The following is a 16,870-nucleotide window of genomic DNA, read 5'->3' as shown; positions in this document are numbered from 1 at the left end:
TGCCAAGACTAGCGCAAGCGGCTGAGGGCCGGATGACGGCCGACGGCAGGCGCATGTCAGGCGCACTTCTACAATCCCGCCACCATGCATGTTCCCCTCCTGAACGACAACTTCCTGCGCGCGCTGCGCCGCCAGCCCACCGACCACACGCCCGTCTGGCTGATGCGCCAGGCCGGCCGCTACCTGCCGGAATACCGCGCCACCCGCGCGCAGGCCGGCAGCTTCATGGGCCTGGCGACGAATGTCGACTACGCCACCGAGGTCACGCTGCAGCCGCTGGAGCGCTACCCGCTCGACGCGGCGATCCTGTTCTCCGACATCCTGACCGTGCCCGACGCGATGGGCCTGGGCCTGAGCTTCGCGCTGGGCGAAGGGCCGAAGTTCGCCAAGGTGGTGCGCGACGAGGCCGCGGTCGCGGACCTGGCGGTTCCGGACATGGCCAAGCTGCAATATGTGTTCGATGCGGTGAGCTCGATCCGCAAGGCCCTGAACGGCCGCGTGCCGCTGATCGGCTTCTCCGGCAGCCCGTGGACGCTGGCCTGCTACATGGTCGAGGGTGGCGGCAGCGACGACTACCGCCTGGTCAAGTCGCTGATGTACCGACGGCCCGATCTGATGCACCGCATCCTGGCGGTCAACGCCGATTCGGTCGCCGCCTACCTGAACGCGCAGATCGAGGCCGGCGCCCAGGCGGTGATGATCTTCGACAGCTGGGGCGGCGTGCTGGCCGACGGCGCCTTCCAGGAGTTCAGCCTCGCCTACACCCGGCGCGTGCTGGCGCAGCTCAAGCGCGAGCACGACGGCGTGCAGATCCCGCGCATCGTCTTCACCAAGGGCGGCGGCCTGTGGCTCGACGAGATCGCCGCCAGCGACACCGACGCGGTGGGCCTGGACTGGACCGTCAACCTCGGTCGTGCCCGCGCGCAGGTCGGCCACAAGGTGGCGCTGCAGGGCAACCTGGATCCGAACGTGCTGTTCGGCACCCCGGAGGCCGTCGAGCGCGAGGCCATCCGCGTGCTCGAGAGCTTCGGCCCGCATGCCGGCCATGTCTTCAACCTCGGCCACGGCATCAGCCAGCACACCCCGCCGGAGGCGGTCACCGTGCTGGTCGAGACGGTGCACCGCCACTCGCGGGCGATGCGCGCGGCGGCTTCTGCCCGTTTTTGAGGCAATCTGTAGAAAGTCCTTGTCTGACAAGGACTTGAAGCAGCTCATCACGACTTCTCTACAGAGTTATCCACAGCTTCAGTGGAAAGTGTCACGGATTATTCACAGCCCGGCCGGACAAGCGTGCGGCTGAAGGTGCTGGTGGATCTGCCGCGCCACAGCCCGCTCGACCCGCTGCTGGACTACCTGGCGCCCGAGGCCTGGCCGGCGGGCACGCTGGTGCGGGTGCCGCTGGGCCGGCGCGAGGTCTGCGGCATCGTCTGGGGGCCGGGCGACGAGCTCGCCAGCCCGGACGGCGAGGGCGGGGCGGTCGTGCTGCGCGAGATCGCCCAGGCGCTGGACGCGCTGCCGCCGCTGGGCGAGGCCTGGCGCCGGCTTGCGGCCTTCGCGGCCACCTATTACCAGCGCAGCCTGGGCGAGGTGGCGCTGGGCGCGCTGCCTCCTGACCTGCGCGAGCTCGACGCCACGCAGCTCGTGCGCCGGCTGCGCCGCGGTGACAAGCTCGACCGGGAGGCCGCGAAGGCGGCGCAGGCTGCCTCCGCCGAGGCGTCGCCTGTGCCCGAGCCTTCCGACGAGCAGCGCGAGGCGCTGGCGCAGCTCGCGGCGATGCCGCCCGGGCCGGTGCTGCTGTTCGGTGCCACCGGCAGCGGCAAGACCGAGGTCTATCTGCGCGAGGCTGCGCGGGTGCTCGAGGCCGGCGGCCAGGTGCTGGTGCTGGTGCCCGAGATCAACCTGACGCCGCAGCTCGAGGCGCGCCTGGCCGCGCGATTCCCCGGCCGGCGCCTGGTGTCGCTGCACAGCGGCCTCACGCCCGCGCAGCGGCTGCAGGGCTGGCTGGCGGCGCATCGGGGCCGCGCCGATCTGGTGCTGGGCACCCGCATGGCGATCTTCGCCTCGCTGCCGCGTCTGGGCCTGATCGTCGTCGACGAGGAGCACGATCCGTCCTACAAGCAGCAGGAGGGCGCGCGCTACTCGGCCCGCGACCTGGCCGTCTGGCGTGGCCGGGCCGAGGGCGTGCCGGTGCTGCTGGGCTCGGCCACGCCCTCGCTGGAGAGCTGGCACAACGCGCTGCCGGCGGCCGAGGGTGGCGCGGGGCGCTATCGCCGGCTGGACATGCCCGCGCGCATCGGTGGCGGCGCGCTGCCGCGGGTGCGCACCGTCGATCTGGCGCGCATCGCCGCGCAGTTCGGCAAGCGCGCGGTCTACAGCCAGCCGCTGGCGCCGCCGCTGCTGGAGGCGATGCGCGAGCGCCTGGCGCGCGGCGAGCAGAGCCTGGTGCTGCTGAACCGCCGCGGCTACGCGCCGGTGCTGCACTGCACCTCCTGCGGCTGGAAGAGCGACTGCGCGCACTGCAGCGCCTGGCGGGTCTTCCACCGCAGCGACCGCACGCTGCGCTGCCACCACTGCGGCTTTTCCGAGCGGGTGCCCTTCGCCTGCCCAAGCTGCGGCGATCCGGACCTGCAGCCCATGGGCCGCGGCACCGAGCGGCTCGAGGAGCAGATCGCCGAGCTGCTGCCCGGCGCGCGCATCGGCCGCATCGACGCCGACACCACCCGCCACAAGGGCAGTCTGGAAAGCCAGCTCGCGCAGGTGCATGACGGCGAGATCGACGTGCTGGTCGGCACGCAGATGGTCGCCAAGGGCCATGACTTCCGCCGCATGACGCTGGTGGCGGCGGTGCAGGCCGATGCGGCGCTGTTCTCCAGCGACTTTCGCGCGCCCGAGCGGCTGTTCGCGCTGCTGATGCAGGCGGGCGGGCGCGCCGGGCGCGATGCCGAGCTGGCCGGGCGCAGCGAGATCTGGCTGCAGACCTGGCATGCGGCGCATCCGCTCTATGCGGCGCTGCGCCGGCACGACTATCCGGCCTTCGCCGCCGCGCAGCTGCTCGAGCGTGAGTCGGCGGCGATGCCGCCCTACGCCTTCCAGGCGCTGCTTCGCGCCGAGGCGCGCAGCCAGCAGGCCGCCTGTGATTTTCTCGAGACGGTGTCGGCCGCGACGCTGGACTGGCCCGAGGCGGCCGAGGTGCTGATCTTCCCGCCGGTGCCCGCGCCCATCCAGCGGGTGGCCGATGTCGAGCGCGCGCAGATGCTGCTCGAGGCCTCGTCGCGCCAGGCGCTGCACCGCTTGCTGGCGCGCTGGCAGCCGGTGCTGGCGCAGTCGGCGGCCCGCACCGGCGAGGCTCGGGTGCTGCGCTGGGCGCTGGATGTGGATCCGCTGGCGATCTGAGCATGATGTATTTCACGCCAGCTTGTTGTGATTTGCCACGCCACCGGCCGGCTTCAGTCTGGCTTAAGCTTTGAGCAAGGCCTGAGTTACAGACACTTACTTGCGGGGGGCGGGCGTGCATCCGATCCCGAAGATCTGGAGTACAACCCTCGTCTGCCAGCCCAGGCGCATGGGCAAGCCCCATGACTGCGGGGGCAGAAGCTGTACAGAGGGGGAGTCGTGGGATCGATCGACAAGAGCAGGGCCAGTCATCATCAGTCGCCTCAGGGGGGCGCATCATCGGCACAGCGCACGCGCGCAGCGGGTCTGGCCCAGGTTGTGGAGGACAGATCGAGCATGAGCGCAGAACATCTTGAGGTGCGCTGGCGCCGGCTTGAAGAGCTGAACGCGCGTGACCTGCAGGCCTGGACCGGGCTGGAGTCGCGTGCGGCCGAGCCGAATGTCTACCTGTCGCCCCACTTCGTGCTGCCGGCGCTGCGGCATCTCGATGCCGGCCTGCGGCCGGTGATCGCCTGGATCGAGGCGGGCACCGGGGCGGCGCGCGAGCTGGTCGGCGTCGGCGTGTTCCGGCGCAGCCCGGGCAGCCGCAGCTTTCCGTGGCCGCACCTGAGTGCCTATCTGTCGTGCCACAGCTTTCTGGGCGGGCTGCTGCTCGATGCCGAGCGGCTGGATGCTGCAGTGGCTGCGCTGATGCGCGCCATCGGCGGCCTGTCGCCCTGGCAGGGCCTGGTGCTGCCGAAGACCGATTGCGATGGCCGGCTGGCGCGTGCGCTGGCACAGCAGACCGACGCGCGCGGCCTGTCGATGCTGCGCCTGGGCCCGCAGGAGCGCGCGATGCTCGACATGAGCCAGTGCGGCGAGGACATGCTGCGCGAGCTGCTCGGCAAGAAGCTCAACGAGATCAACCGCTGCCGGCGCCGGCTGGCCGAGATGGGCGAGCTGAGCTGGCACTGCCTTGGCCAGGGCGAGCCGCTGACCGAGTCGGCGATCGAGAACTTCCTGCATCTGGAGCACCAGGGCTGGAAGGGCGAGTCGGGCACCTCGGTGCGTGCTGTGCCGGCCGAGGAGGCCTTCTTCCGCGAGATGGTGGCGCGCTTCGATGCCGAGGGCCGCGCGCTGTTCACCGAGCTGCGGCTCGACGGCCGCGCGATCGCCTCGACCTGCAACTTCATCTCCGGAACGATGGGCTTTGCCTTCAAGGTGGGCTGGGATCCCGAGCTGCGCAAGTTCGGCCCCGGCATGCTCAACGAGATCGAGTTCATCCGCCAGGGCCGCGAGCGCTGCCCGCAGCTGACGATGTTCGAGAGCGGCGCCTCGTCCGACTCCTTCATCAGCAAGCTCTGGCCGGGCCGGCGCGAGCTGGGCGCGCTGCTGGTGCCGGGCAACCGGCTTGCAGGTGCGGCGATGCTGGCGGCCGAGCGGCTGCGCCAGTCGCGCCGCCGTGCGGCCGAGGCGGCCGATGCCGGGGCTGCCGAGGGCCTGTCCGAAAGTCGGGCCACCTCGGTGCCGGCGGCTGCACTGGGCGCGGCATCTGCCACGGCTGTGACGCAGATCACATCGACGGGCGCCTGATTTCGGCCGGAGGGCCGGGTACGGCAGCGGACAATCTGGAGCACCTGAACGGAGCTCCGGATGTCCCGCCTGTCGCCTGTTGCCTCTTTCCCGCCGTCTGCCGGTCCGCGTCCGTGCGTCGTGCTGTCCTGCATCGGGGCCAGCGAGGGCGACATGAACCTGGTGCGCTCGCTTGGCCTGGCCGGGGTGCCGGTGATCCTGGTGGCGGAGTACGCCGATCCGCCGGCACGCCTGTCGCGCCACTGCACCGGCTTTGTCCAGGTGCCGCTGTTCTCCGAGCAGCCTGAGGCGCTGCTGCAGGCGCTGCGCACGCTGGCGGCGCACCATGGCGGGCCGCTGCCGGTGCTGGCGTCGGCCGATCCGGATCTCGAGGTGCTGGCCCGGCTGCTGGCCCGGGGCGCGTCGGACTGCATCGTCTCGACCCTGCCCGATCCGGACCTGGTGCACCGGCTGATGGACAAGACCGAATTCGACCGCCTGGCCGCCGCGCACCGGCTGCCGGTGCCGCGCACCTTGGCGCCGACCTCGCTGACCGAGGTGCGTGACGCGGCCGAGCGGCTGCGCTTTCCGGCCATCGTCAAGCCGGCCACGCCGCAGGCCTGGTGCCAGGCGCCGGGTCTGGCCGAGGCGGTGCGCCGGGCCAAGGCGCTGCGGGTCGACAACGTCGACGAGCTGATGGCGCTGTGCGCGCAGCTGCTGCCGCTGGGCGCGACCTCGCTGGTGCAGGAGTTCATCGAGGGTCCGGACGAGGAGCATTTCGACGTCCATGCCTTCATCGGTCGGGATGGCCGGGCGCAGGCGGTGTTCAGCGGCCGCAAGTGGCGCATCTGGCCGCCGCACGCCGGCAGCGGCTGCTTCGTCGAGAGCCTGAACGAGCCCGGGCTGGAGGCGCTGGCGCTCGACATCCTGGCGCGCATCGGCTACCGCGGCATCGCCAACATGAACTTCAAGCGCGACTGCCGCACCGGCGAGTTCCTGCTGCTGGAGATCAATCCGCGTGTCAGCCAGTGGGGCATCCTGACCACCCGCTGCGGCGTCAACCTGCCGTGGCTGGCCTGGCGCGATGCGCAGGGTCTGCCGGCGCCCGACCTGGCGCCGCCGGTCCGCGCCGGGCGCTGGTATGTCAACGGGCTGAAGGATCTGCGGGCGGTGCGCCAGTACCGGGCCGAGGGCCTGACCCGCTGGAGCGACTACCTGCGTTCGCTGCTGCGCTGGCCGCTGGTCTGCCAGACCTTGAGCCTGGACGATCCGCGCCCGGCCCTGGTGCTGACGTCGCGCTGGATCGCGAGGAAAATGCGGGCTTCACGCCAGTCGCCGCGGCGGCGGCCGGCCGAAGACCCTCAGACGCATCGGCACCCATGACCACTTCGACGACCGGCTCGCCTTTGTCCGCCCCCGCGCTCGACGCTGATGCCGTCTCTGCGGCTTCTCCTGCGTCCCTGCATCTGGCGGTGATCGGGGCCGGCCCGGTCGGTCTGGCGCTGGCGCTGCATGCGGCGCGGCGCCTGCCGCAGGCGCGCATCTGCGTGCACGACCGGCTGCCCGCCACCCATGACGTGACCGCCGACCCGCGCTCGCTGGCGCTGTCGCAGGGCAGCGTGGTCGAGCTGCGCCGGCTCGGTGTCTGGGACGAGATGGCCGCGCAGGCCGAGCCGATCCGCTGCGTGCATGTCTCGCAGCAGCAGCCCGGGCTGATGGAGCTGCTCGGGCGCGGCGCGGCGCCGGCGCTGCGCATCCGCGCCGAGGACGAGCGCGTCGAGCAGCTCGGCGCGGTCATTCCCTACGGCCGGCTGGTCGCGCCGATGCGCGCGGCCTGGCTGGCGGCCTGCGCGCGCGAGCCGCAGCGCCTGTCCGCGCCCTGGGGGCGGCCGGTGCTGGACGTGCGCACCGTGCCGGCCGGCGTCGAGGTCGATCTGGCCACCGATCGGCCCGGCGAGGGCGCGGACACGTCTGGCGAGCGCGGCCGGCTGGTCGAGACCCACCATCTGGCGGTCATCGCCGAGGGCGGCGTCTACACCGAGCAGGCGCGCCGCGCCGTCACCCGCGACTACCGCCAGAGCGCCTGGGTCGGCACCGTCGAGGTCGAGGGCGGCGAGCCCGGCTGCGCCTACGAGCGCTTCACGCCGCAGGGGCCGGTGGCGCTGCTGCCGCTGCCCGGCCTGATCGAGCGCCCGGGGCAGGCGCCGCGGCGGCGCTTCTCGCTGGTCTGGTGCGTCGACAGCGGTGACGATCCGGTCGCCGGGCTGAACGATGCGCAGCGGCTGGCGGTGCTGACGCACCTGCTGCCGGGCGAGGTCGGGCGGCTGGCGGGCATCGGGCCGCTGAAGTGCTTCCCGCTCGGGCTCAATGCCGAGCGCACGCTGGTGCGCGGCCGCACGGTGCGCATCGGCAATGCGGCGCAGACGCTGCACCCGGTCGCCGGCCAGGGCCTGAACCTGGGCCTGCGCGACGCGCACGAGCTGGTGCGCCGCCTGGCCGCCAGCGACGATGTCGATCAGGCGCTGCGCCGGGTCGAGTGGCAGCGTGCGCCCGACCGCTGGGTGATGATCGCCGCCACCGATTTCCTCGCCCGCAGCTTCACCTGGAACCTGCCGGGGCTGGGCACGCTGCGCGGCTCGGCGCTGGCGGCGCTGGAGCAGGCCGGGCCGCTGAAGTCGCTGCTGGCGCGGCGCATGATGTTCGGGCAGCGCTGAGCCGGGGCCGGCCCGGCATGCGCCGTGCGTGCAAATGCACCGCCGTGCGCCGGCGCATCGCCGCCGACCCCGTTTCAGGGGGACGACGCCGGACCGCACGACGGCGACGATCACGCCGTATTTCTTTCATTTCAGGCGCCAGCTCCTGCGACCGGCCATGATCTCGTCCAGCCCGACTTCTCCGTCCTCGCCTTCCCCTCTGCCGGCCGTCGTGCTGGCCTGCCGGGGCGCGCCCGGTGCCGACCTGAACCTGGTGCGCGCCCTGGGGCGCGACGGCGTGCCGGTGATCGTGGTCGGCGAGTACCCGTTTCCGCCCTCGGGCTACTCGCGGCACTGCATCGAGTTCATCTGCGCGCGCGACTTCACGCTGCATCCGCAGCGGCTGCTGAAGGTGCTGCGCGAGCTGCGCATGCGCCACGGCCAGGCGCTGCCGGTGTTCGCCTCGGCCGATCCGGACCTGCGGGTGATGGCCGAGCTGCATGCCGAGCTGGTCGGCACCGCGCTGTGGCTGTCGTCCTCGCCGGACATGATCGCGCGGCTGCAGGACCAGCGCCGCTTCGCCGAGCTGGCGCGCCAGCACGAGCTGCCGGTGCCGGCGCTGCATGCGCCGCGCACGCTCGAGGAGGTCGAGGCGCTCGGGCGCACGCTGGCCTATCCGGTGGTGGTCAAGCCGGCGCGGGCCGGCTGCTGGCACCGGCCGGGCATCGATCCGGCGCTGTCGCGCTGCCGCGCGGTGCAGGTCGAGGATGCGCAGGCGCTGATGCGGCTGTGCTGCCAGCTCGCGCCGCACGGGCTGGAGCTGGTGATCCAGGACCGGGTGCCCGGCGATGTCGACCAGCAGTGGACGGTGCATGCCTGCATCGCGCGCGGCGGCACGCCGGTGGCGCTGGCCACCACCCGCACGCTGCGCAACTGGCCGGCTGATTTCGGCCCCGCCTGCCATCTGGAAACGGTGGCGATGCCCGCGCTCGAGGCCGAGGCCTGCGCGATGCTGCAACGCCTGAAGCTGCGCGGCATGGTGTCGATGAACTTCCGCCGCGACCCGCGCACCGGCCGGATGTGGTTGCTGGAGATCAACCCGCGCGCCAGCGGCGCGAGCCTGCTGCTGGCGCGAGCCGGGCTGAACCTGCCGGCGCGGGTGCACCGCGAGGTCTGCGGCCGCCCGCCGCTGCCCGAGACCCCCTGGCGCACGGGGCTGCGCTACCGCCACGGCCGCGCCGACCTGCGCGCCTTTCTCGTGCGCCACCGCCAGGGTCGCGAGCCGCTGCTGCGCGGACTGCTGTCGATGCTGCACCCGCGCACCGTCTTCCGCGCCTTCGACCCCGCTGACATGGGCCCGCCGGTGCAGATGACGATCGACTGGCTGCTGGGCAAGCTGCGCGGCAGCGGACGCTGGGTGTGGAGCCGGCTGGGACCGGGCGCGGCCTGAGGCCGGACGCCGGACGCTCCCGTCATCCTCGCGAAGGCGAGGACCCACGCCGACCCAAAACCGCGTTGCCCCGCGTGGGTGCCCGCCTTCGCGGGCATGACGGATGGGGCGGGCATGACGGATGAGGTGGGCATGACGGGTGCAACGCGCATGACGACGGTGCCGCCCTGAAAAATGATCTCAGCCCATCCGCCAGAGACCGCATGGGAGCAGTCAGGTGGATTCACACGCTGCTCACTGGGGCGCGTCAGTCCCTTTCTCCTTCTCCCAACCGTTCACCGACCCCACATACGCCCAGAGCAGCTCTATCTGCCCTGGCTTGAGCACGGCGCCCCATGCCGGCATCGCCCGCAGCCCCTCGTTCACCGAGCGGACAAAGCGTGCCTTGTCGTGCTGCGGAAAGGTGCGCAGGTCGAAGCCGATGCTGTTGGAGACGAGGTTGATGCCGTGGCAGCGCTGGCAGGACATGACATACAGGCGCCGACCTGCCTCGATCGGGTCGACCGTCATCTCCTGCGCCTGCACGGCGGCGGATCCGGACAAGGCGCCCCACAGCGCCAGTGCAAGAACGCCCGTCTTCATCGTTGCGGCAGCGCGAAGGTCCACACCGAGCCGCCCGCCGGCACATTGGCCGTGTCCGGATCCCCCGCCAGCGCGCCGTAGACGTGCGCCGAGCCGCTGAGCACGGTGATGTACTGGCGCCCGCCCTTCTCCCAGGCGATCGGCAGGCCGGAGATGCCCGAGCCGGTCTGGAAGGACCACAGTTTCCGGCCGGACTTGGAGTCGAACGCGAGGAACTGCCCGTTCTGCGCCCCCGTGAACACCAGCCCGGACGCGGTGGACAGCACCCCCGCCCAGAACGGCGACTTGTTCGTTACCGTCCACGCCGGCTTGCCCGCCACCGGATCCCAGGCCACCAGCGCGCCGCGGTTGCCGTCGGCCGGGCCGACGAAGCCGCCCAGCTCCAGACCCAGATACCAGTTCGGGCCGCCGGGGCGTTCCTGCTTGGTGTAGCGGACCTTCATGCCCACGTCGATCGTGTTCATGAACACCAGCCCGCGGCCCGGGTCGAAGCTCATCGGCATCCAGTTCTTGCCGCCGAAGGCGCTCGGCCAGACCTCGACGAAGTCCTTCATCTCCTCGGACTTGCGCACCTCGGTGGTCATCGGCGTGTCGATCGGTCGGCCGGTCTTCATGTCGATGCCGCTGGCCCAGTTGACCTTGCGCGCGAACTGCTTGGCCGACAGCAGCTTGCCGGTCTGGCGGTCGATCACGTAGAAGAAGCCGTTGCGGTTGGCCTGCATCAGCACCTTGGTTTTCTTGCCGTCCATCGGCAGATCCGCCAGCACCAGCTCGTTGACGCCGTCGTAGTCATACGGATCACCGGGCGAGAACTGGTAGGTCCAGACGATCTCGCCGGTCGAGGGCCGCAGCGCCAGCACCGAATTGATGTGCAGCGAATCGCCGCCCCGCGTCGCCGCGTTCCACGGACCGCCGTTGCCGGTGCCCCAGTAGACGAGGTCCAGCTCCGGGTCGTAGCTGCCGGTCAGCCAGGTCGGGGCGCCGCCGGTCTTGGCGGTGTCGCCCTTCCAGGTGTCGCCGCCCGGCTCGCCGGGGAGCGCGGTGGTCCAGCGGTGCCACTTCTTCGCGCCGGTCTTCAGGTCCCAGCCGTTGATGAAGCCGCGTGTGCCGTATTCGCCGCCGGAGATGCCGGTGATCAGCACGCCGCCGGCGATCAGCGGCGCGTGCGTCATCGAATAGCCTTCCTTGTAGTCGGCGGCCTTCTGCTTCCACAGCACCTTGCCGTCGGCCACCGAGATGGCCATCACATGCGCGTCGATCGTGGTGCGGTAGAGCACGCCGTCGAGCACCGCCATGCCGCGGGTGTGGACGCCGCAGCACAGGTAGCCGGCGATGTCGTTGGGCAGGTCCACGCCCACCTTCCACTTCTGGCGGCCGGTGATGGCATCGACCGCGACCGTGCTGTTGTGCGTGGCGACATACAGCGTGCCGTCGACCAGCAGCGGCTGGTTCGAGGCGTTGGTCGAGTTGTCGAGGCTCAGGTTCCAGATCGGTGCGAGGCTCTTGACGTTGGCGGGCGTGATCTCCCGGCTGGTCGAGTGGCGCTGCAGCCCCCAGCCCATGCCGTAGGTGCTGACATCGCCCGGCGTGGCAGCGTCGTTGCGCAGGTCGGCGAGGCTCTGGGCGCTCGCCGCCGTGGCCAGCGAGGCCATGGCCATGGCCACGAGGCTTCGGAGAGGCAGTTTCAACATGAGTGGAGTCTCCTTCTGTGCGGATCGGCGGGATCCTTGTGGGTCAAATCACGGGCCACGATAGGCCGAGTGCCACCGAGCGACCACTTCGGGATTCACCCGAGGCCTGGAGTGTTCCGCCACGGCACACCTTGCCGCCTTCTGCGGCCCGCCCCCACACTCGCCGCACGGAGACACCGCCATGACCCACGGCCACCCCCTGCCCGCCAATCCGTTCTACGCCTCTACCACCCAGCGAATCGCCTTGGCACGGCAACGCTATTTCGAGGAAGGCATCCGGCCCTCCGGGATGGTCAGCGAGGCGGTGATCCAGTCCTGGGCACGCTGCCTGCAGGCCCGGCGCGACCCGAGCCAGCCCGTCGATTTCGAGCCGGTCACGCCCAGCCGCATGCACAGCGCGCTGCGGCTCAACCAGCAACTGCTCGCCGCCGCCGCCGACGAGATGGCGCGCCTGCAGTACACGCTGGCCGGCACCAGCAGCACTGCCATTCTTACCGACGCGCAGGGCATGATCATCAACAGCACCTTCGTCCAGGCGCGCAGCCACGAGCGGCTGATGCCGGTGACGACGCGCATCGGCGTGAACCTGTCGGAAGATGCGGTCGGCACCACCGCACCGGGGGTGACGGCCCGCACGGCGCGGCCCTGCATCGTGTCGGGCGCGGAACACTACTTCGGCAATGCCCAGATGATGCACTGTGCCGCCGCACCGATCCACGACATCCGTGGCCAGCTCGCCGGTGCGCTGGACCTGTCGAGCGAGGGGCTGCCGTTCGGGTTCGACGCCGGCTCGGTGGTCGGGCACTACGCGGCGGAGATCGAGAACCGCCTGCTGTGCGCGCAGTCGACCGAGCACCTGGTCGTGCGGATGCAGATCACGCCGAACCTGCTCGACACCCCGATGGCTGGGCTGGCGGGCATCACGGGCGACGGGCGGCTCGACTGGTGCAATGGGGCCGCGGCGCAGCTGCTGGGGCTGCAGGAGCGTGGCTGCGTCGAGGCGCATTTTGGTGTGCCGCTGTCCACCCTGATCGGCTGGAGCACGTCGGCCCAGCCGCACCCGCTGCCCCTGCCCAATGGCCTGACGCTGTGGGTGCGCTGCGACTGGCGCAGCCGCGACGGACACCGCGGCCTGCATGCGGTGACACCCGAGCCCGCAGCCCTGTCCGCTTCGGTGGCCGAGCCCGCTGGCAACACGATGTCGCTGCGAGAAACAGAGCACCAGGCGATCGTGCGGGCACTGTCCGAGCACGGCGGGAATGTGTCGAAGACGGCACGGGCGCTGGGGGTGTCGCGGGGGCGGGTGTACCGACATCTCCGCGCCGATGCAGCGCCGGACAGGGCGCCGTAGCCCGCGCTGCGGCGGGAAGGCCAGGTCCTCTGCGCTGGAAGTCCGGCCCCGCGTATTGGCCCTGCAGGCTGCGCCCCGCTGACGGGTGAGGTGGGCGTGACAGGTGCGGCGTGCATGACAGGTGCGACGCGCACGACTCCCCCCCTCCCGTCATCCTCGCGAAGGCGAGGACCCACGCCGACCCCAAACCGTGTTGTCCCGCGTGGGTGCCCGCCTTCGCGGGCATGACGGATGAGGTGGGCGTGACGGATGAGGTGGGCATGACAGGTGCGGCGTGCATGACAGGTGCGACGCGCACGACTCCCCCCTCCCGTCATCCTCGCGAAGGCGAGGACCCACGCCGACCCAAAACCGTGTTGTCCCACGTAGGTGCCCGCCTTCGCGGGCATGACGGGGCGGGCGGGCAGGCCCGCGCGCCCTAGAAACTCGACCCCGGCTGCTGCAGAAAGGCCAGCTCCTCCGCGCTGGAGGCGCGGCCGAGAATGGCGTTGCGGTGCGGATAGCGGCCGAAGCGGTCGATGATCGCCTTGTGCTGCAGTTCGGCCTGGTGATTGGCCTGCGGCGCCTGCGTGCGGAACAGCCGCTCGGCGTCCTGGTGGACGAGGGCTGATTCGCTGTGCATGTAGGGCATGTAGACGAAGGCCCGGCGCTCGATCGGCAGCGCCTGATCCGCGCCGGCGCGCACCGCTTCCTGCGCCAGGGCCAGCGCCATCGGGTCGCAGGCGAAGGCCAGCGGCGTGCCGCGGTGGATGTTCCGGGAGAACTGGTCCAGCACGATGATCTCGGCCAGCCGCCCGTCCGGCTGATCGCGCCACGCGGCCAGCTCGCCCGCGTGGGCGGCCTGATGCAGCGCGCCGAACTGCGTGCGGATGCGCTCGTCCAGCGCGGCGTCGACGCGCCACCACTGTGCGGGCTGCAGTTCCTCGAACCAGAAGGTCAGGACGGTGCTGTGCATGGCGGGTCGCTCCGGGGGATTCACTGCAGTTCGATTCGGTTCGGTTCGGTTGTCATGCCTGCACCGGCGAGCAGATCTCGACCAGCGTGCCCGCCGGGCAGCGCACATGCGAGACGGTCTGGCCCCAGGGCTTGGCGTCAGGCGCCTGCAATTCCACCGCGCCGGCGGCCAGGGCCCGGGCGTGCACTGCGGCCACGTCGGGCGTGATCAGCGCGATTTCCATGCCGAGCGGCACGGGGGATTCACTTGCGGCCACGAAGCCGGCCGGCAGGTTCATGCGCCCCAGCGCGAGCGAGGCAAAGGCCAGCGTCGTCTCGCCGGTGTCCAGTTCGCCGTAGTCGCCGGATTCGTGCAGGAAGCGGCGCGACAGGCCGAAGGCCGTCTCGAAGAAGGCCAGCGAGGCCGCCACATCGGGAACGTAGACGATGGTGTAGCCGAGTTTCATGCGCGTAATTGTCCTGCGCCGTTCCGCGCCGGCCCAGCGTGTTTGCCCTGCAGACGGCGCCCGGCAACCTGAAACCCGCCTGCGTCCAGCGCGGCCAGTAGCCAGCACAGCGCCCACCACGCCGAAGGGCTGGCCGTGGCGCGATTCATCAGCACGAACGACGCGCCCGCCGACGCCATTGCGCTCGCCCCAAGCCTACATGGTGGAGGCGGCGCATGTGCGATGACGAGCGTTGCTCTCGTCGCTCGGGGTCGGTTTTATCGTGGAATACCTGATCTGACTGGCTTTTCAGAGGTGTTGCATTTCAGGTTTGAGACTGCCGTAGCTTGACGCGTGCCGGCCATTGATATTCCACCTACTGCAAGTTCGCCGAAATGGTGGGAGCCGGTGCGTTAGAATAATGTTAAGTAAGTAGCGTCAGGCTCCCTGAAGGCGGAGTAAAGACTGCCATTGCCTGCACAAGACTTAGCAGTTCGGCATCGAGCAGCATGGGGCCGTCACTGCTGCTTGTAGGTGGACAGGATTGACGATCTGCGTGTGCATCCAAATTATTTTGGTGGTGCTTTTTTAGCGCTGATTCGTTCTGAAACTGAAAATACACGTCAACTACATCGATTGTGCGTCCTTGCCACGATGCGGTTGACGCTTCGCCGAGCAAATTCCCTTGTTGAAAAATGTTCTGAATCGTATAGACGGTATCAATTGACTGCAAACCAGACTGCTCTGCGCTTCTCAATTCGCCATCATCAGTTACACCGTCTGAATTTTTATCTTGCCATATCAGTAGCTCCGAGAAGCGCCCATCACTTTGATCGACCCTTCCATCGCGGTTCTCATCGAAACTTGTTAATTTCGCAAAGCCATCCCCGCGCCCAAGGCCTCCGAAAAGCTCATTGACTCCGTCAATTCTATTGTTTCCATTCTGATCTATTGCGAGAAATGCATCGCCCGATGAAATCCACGCTGTTTTATCAATAGCTCCGTCTCCATTTATATCGAAATCCACGGCCTTATTCAAAAAATCGTACGTTTGTATTCCGTTGTCGTCAATATCAAGAACTATGGGTGAAGCTATTCCGAAGGTAACTCTGTTCTCTATAGGGTCATACGTAATCGAATTAATGCCTAACTTCTGGGCAAGATGCTTAAATCTAGCTAATTTATAGTCGGCTTCCATGTCTGGATCTGGATAACCCTGATAAAAATCTGTTCCAACATCATAACCAAATAACCAAGAACCTAATTCGGAAAATTCATCGATGTCGGCTTGCAACCCATTTTGGTTATAGCTGATTGGAGTTGTCCCTGTTTGTCTAACTTGCGCAGGATTTGTAATCAGGCGTCCCGTGTCAAGTGCGCCTTTAATGGCGTTCGCGATTTGAGTATTGCTGGCGGCAGGGCCTAGCGCTTGTTGAATATCTCGGCCAACACTGTTGTTCCAGATATCCATTCTTGCTTCAATTTCTGTAGATTGCCCTGTAAGTAAGCCAATTAACTCCCATACCATGCCCGCCGATTCCGCCATGCCTGCCCCCCAATCCCTCGCCAACACGGCGCTGGCATAAGCGTGTCGAAATGCGTCGCGGGGACTATTAACGGCTTGAATCGAGAGTCCAAATTGATCCGCATAGAAGTCGGCTTGCTGATGTAATTCTTCGAGTTTCTCCATTGGCTATTCCTTGGTTGTTAAAATAAATTGCGATGAGGATGGCGGTAATGATTCATTCCCGGCTACTGATCTAATGGCCGCCACATGGATGGGTAAGCAAAAATCATTAAATTCTATGGGAATCTTAAAGTTTGCGTGCCTTCTCGAAATTGAGCGAGTGAAGATGTATCCATCTTTTTGCGCAAATATGAACACCCACTCGCCTTCGCGAGCTCGAATTTTTCTGTTGAGCAGGTATTCGTTGATTCTGGTTAACACATTTAGGGGAACTTGATGACCTTTATGGATTAAATCTTTCGATCTGTGGATTTGAATCTTTCCAGAATATGGCTGCAGCGCGCAAACTGTAATATCGTCCCTGTCAGGTACCTGGAATATGCTACTGAGTTTTCTCGTGGTGCCTGGCTGAATTTCCAACAGCCTCTTTTCGTCTGCTGTGGGTGCAAAAATGTAAAAAAACCATGCTGCTGCGAGAAGACATAAAAATATCAAAGCTATACATGGCCATCTCAATTTGGAGAATGATTTATTCATGAAAATGCCATCTATCTATAGGTGCCTGGGCTTGGAGAGAAAATGGCGAGTCTTGCGGCAGGGGCTGACGTGGACGCCATATTTGTAATGGCAGTCAGCGCGGCGATTGCAGGATTGTTCGTCTGCGGATCATGAATCCGTGCGGGGTGTGATGAATTTCTCGATCCGCCGATGCTCCAGCGCCGGCAGCCGGGTGCGAATCGGAGCATGTCAAGGTAGTTGCCGCGTAAGTCATGCCGCGACTGCGCTTATTTCGGTGGCCGCGGCCACACATTCCCGCTCGGGATTGAGCGTGACTGCCCCGATGGGCGACCAGTCGCGGGTCTTGCCCGACCAGCGTTTCGGGTTCGCCTGACGGGCTTGGCCGTACAGCGCATCGCGCGCCGCCAGGATCTCCCGGTCCTGCCCTGCATGGCGCTGTGCCGGACTCACAAACCGGATGCCGCTGTGACGGTGGTCGTGGTTGTACCAATGCACGAACGCGCTGGCCCACTGCCGCGCGGCCTGCAGATCCTTGAAGCCGCCGCTGGCCGGGAACTCCGGGCGGTACTTGGCC

At 68.0% G+C, this 16,870-nt stretch carries 12 protein-coding genes and 1 pseudogene; 7 read left to right on the top strand and 6 right to left on the bottom strand.

Annotated features, from left to right (window positions below; translation table 11 throughout):
• The first annotated feature begins 84 nt into the window (after positions 1 to 84).
• The 6 genes from hemE to BW996_RS04820 all read left to right on the top strand — a co-directional run bounded on the left by hemE (position 85) and on the right by BW996_RS04820 (position 9,087).
• Positions 85 to 1,167, top strand: a complete 1,083-nt coding sequence (gene hemE / locus BW996_RS04845) for a uroporphyrinogen decarboxylase (RefSeq protein ID WP_037483096.1) — start codon at positions 85 to 87, stop codon at positions 1,165 to 1,167.
• A 123-nt stretch (positions 1,168 to 1,290) separates the two neighbouring features.
• The gene (locus BW996_RS04840; RefSeq protein WP_037483098.1) at positions 1,291 to 3,393 is read left to right on the top strand and encodes a primosomal protein N'; all 2,103 of its coding nucleotides are present in this window, start codon (positions 1,291 to 1,293) and stop codon (positions 3,391 to 3,393) included.
• Between the two features lie 336 nt (positions 3,394 to 3,729).
• Positions 3,730 to 4,965 (top strand): GNAT family N-acetyltransferase, encoded by a 1,236-nt coding sequence (locus BW996_RS04835; protein WP_037483099.1) that lies wholly within the window; start codon positions 3,730 to 3,732, stop codon positions 4,963 to 4,965.
• A gap of 60 nt (positions 4,966 to 5,025) precedes the next feature.
• Positions 5,026 to 6,327, top strand: coding sequence for a carboxylate--amine ligase (locus tag BW996_RS04830; protein ID WP_139330752.1), 1,302 nt, complete (start codon positions 5,026 to 5,028; stop codon positions 6,325 to 6,327).
• Positions 6,324 to 7,658, top strand: coding sequence for an FAD-dependent monooxygenase (locus BW996_RS04825; RefSeq protein ID WP_139330751.1), 1,335 nt, complete (start codon positions 6,324 to 6,326; stop codon positions 7,656 to 7,658). Before BW996_RS04830 ends, BW996_RS04825 begins: the two co-directional genes overlap by 4 nt.
• 157 nt (positions 7,659 to 7,815) lie before the next feature.
• Positions 7,816 to 9,087, top strand: a complete 1,272-nt coding sequence (locus BW996_RS04820) for a carboxylate--amine ligase (RefSeq protein WP_139330750.1) — start codon at positions 7,816 to 7,818, stop codon at positions 9,085 to 9,087.
• 234 nt (positions 9,088 to 9,321) lie between these two features.
• Here the strand turns inward: BW996_RS04820 and BW996_RS04815 are convergent, their stop codons facing one another.
• Both BW996_RS04815 and BW996_RS04810 read right to left on the bottom strand, forming a co-directional pair.
• A complete protein-coding gene (locus BW996_RS04815; RefSeq protein ID WP_051632210.1) occupies positions 9,322 to 9,669 on the bottom strand; it encodes a c-type cytochrome in 348 nt (115 codons plus the stop codon).
• Positions 9,666 to 11,360 (bottom strand): PQQ-dependent dehydrogenase, methanol/ethanol family, encoded by a 1,695-nt coding sequence (locus tag BW996_RS04810; protein WP_037484779.1) that lies wholly within the window; start codon positions 11,358 to 11,360, stop codon positions 9,666 to 9,668. Before BW996_RS04810 ends, BW996_RS04815 begins: the two co-directional genes overlap by 4 nt.
• Before the next feature lie 181 nt (positions 11,361 to 11,541).
• Here BW996_RS04810 and BW996_RS04805 point away from each other — a divergent pair, with 181 nt between their 5' ends.
• Positions 11,542 to 12,711, top strand: coding sequence for a helix-turn-helix domain-containing protein (locus tag BW996_RS04805; RefSeq protein WP_037484777.1), 1,170 nt, complete (start codon positions 11,542 to 11,544; stop codon positions 12,709 to 12,711).
• Between the two features lie 418 nt (positions 12,712 to 13,129).
• On the opposite strand, the gene BW996_RS04800 is transcribed toward BW996_RS04805, so the two are convergent.
• From BW996_RS04800 to BW996_RS04790, 4 genes and pseudogenes are all read right to left on the bottom strand, one after another.
• The gene (locus tag BW996_RS04800; protein WP_037484775.1) at positions 13,130 to 13,666 is read right to left on the bottom strand and encodes a DUF924 family protein; all 537 of its coding nucleotides are present in this window, start codon (positions 13,664 to 13,666) and stop codon (positions 13,130 to 13,132) included.
• Between the two features lie 52 nt (positions 13,667 to 13,718).
• Positions 13,719 to 14,111 (bottom strand): VOC family protein, encoded by a 393-nt coding sequence (locus BW996_RS04795; RefSeq protein WP_037484773.1) that lies wholly within the window; start codon positions 14,109 to 14,111, stop codon positions 13,719 to 13,721.
• A 403-nt stretch (positions 14,112 to 14,514) separates the two neighbouring features.
• Positions 14,515 to 15,780, bottom strand: coding sequence for an SPM autocatalytic domain-containing protein (locus BW996_RS21215; protein ID WP_139330749.1), 1,266 nt, complete (start codon positions 15,778 to 15,780; stop codon positions 14,515 to 14,517).
• Positions 15,781 to 16,545: 765 nt separating this feature from the next.
• Positions 16,546 to 16,870: pseudogene (locus BW996_RS04790) on the bottom strand (integrase core domain-containing protein); the annotation flags it as partial.

The organism is Sphaerotilus natans, from assembly GCF_900156335.1.
GTDB classification, from domain to species: domain Bacteria; phylum Pseudomonadota; class Gammaproteobacteria; order Burkholderiales; family Burkholderiaceae_C; genus Sphaerotilus; species Sphaerotilus natans.
This window is presented reverse-complemented; position numbering and strand designations above follow the sequence as displayed.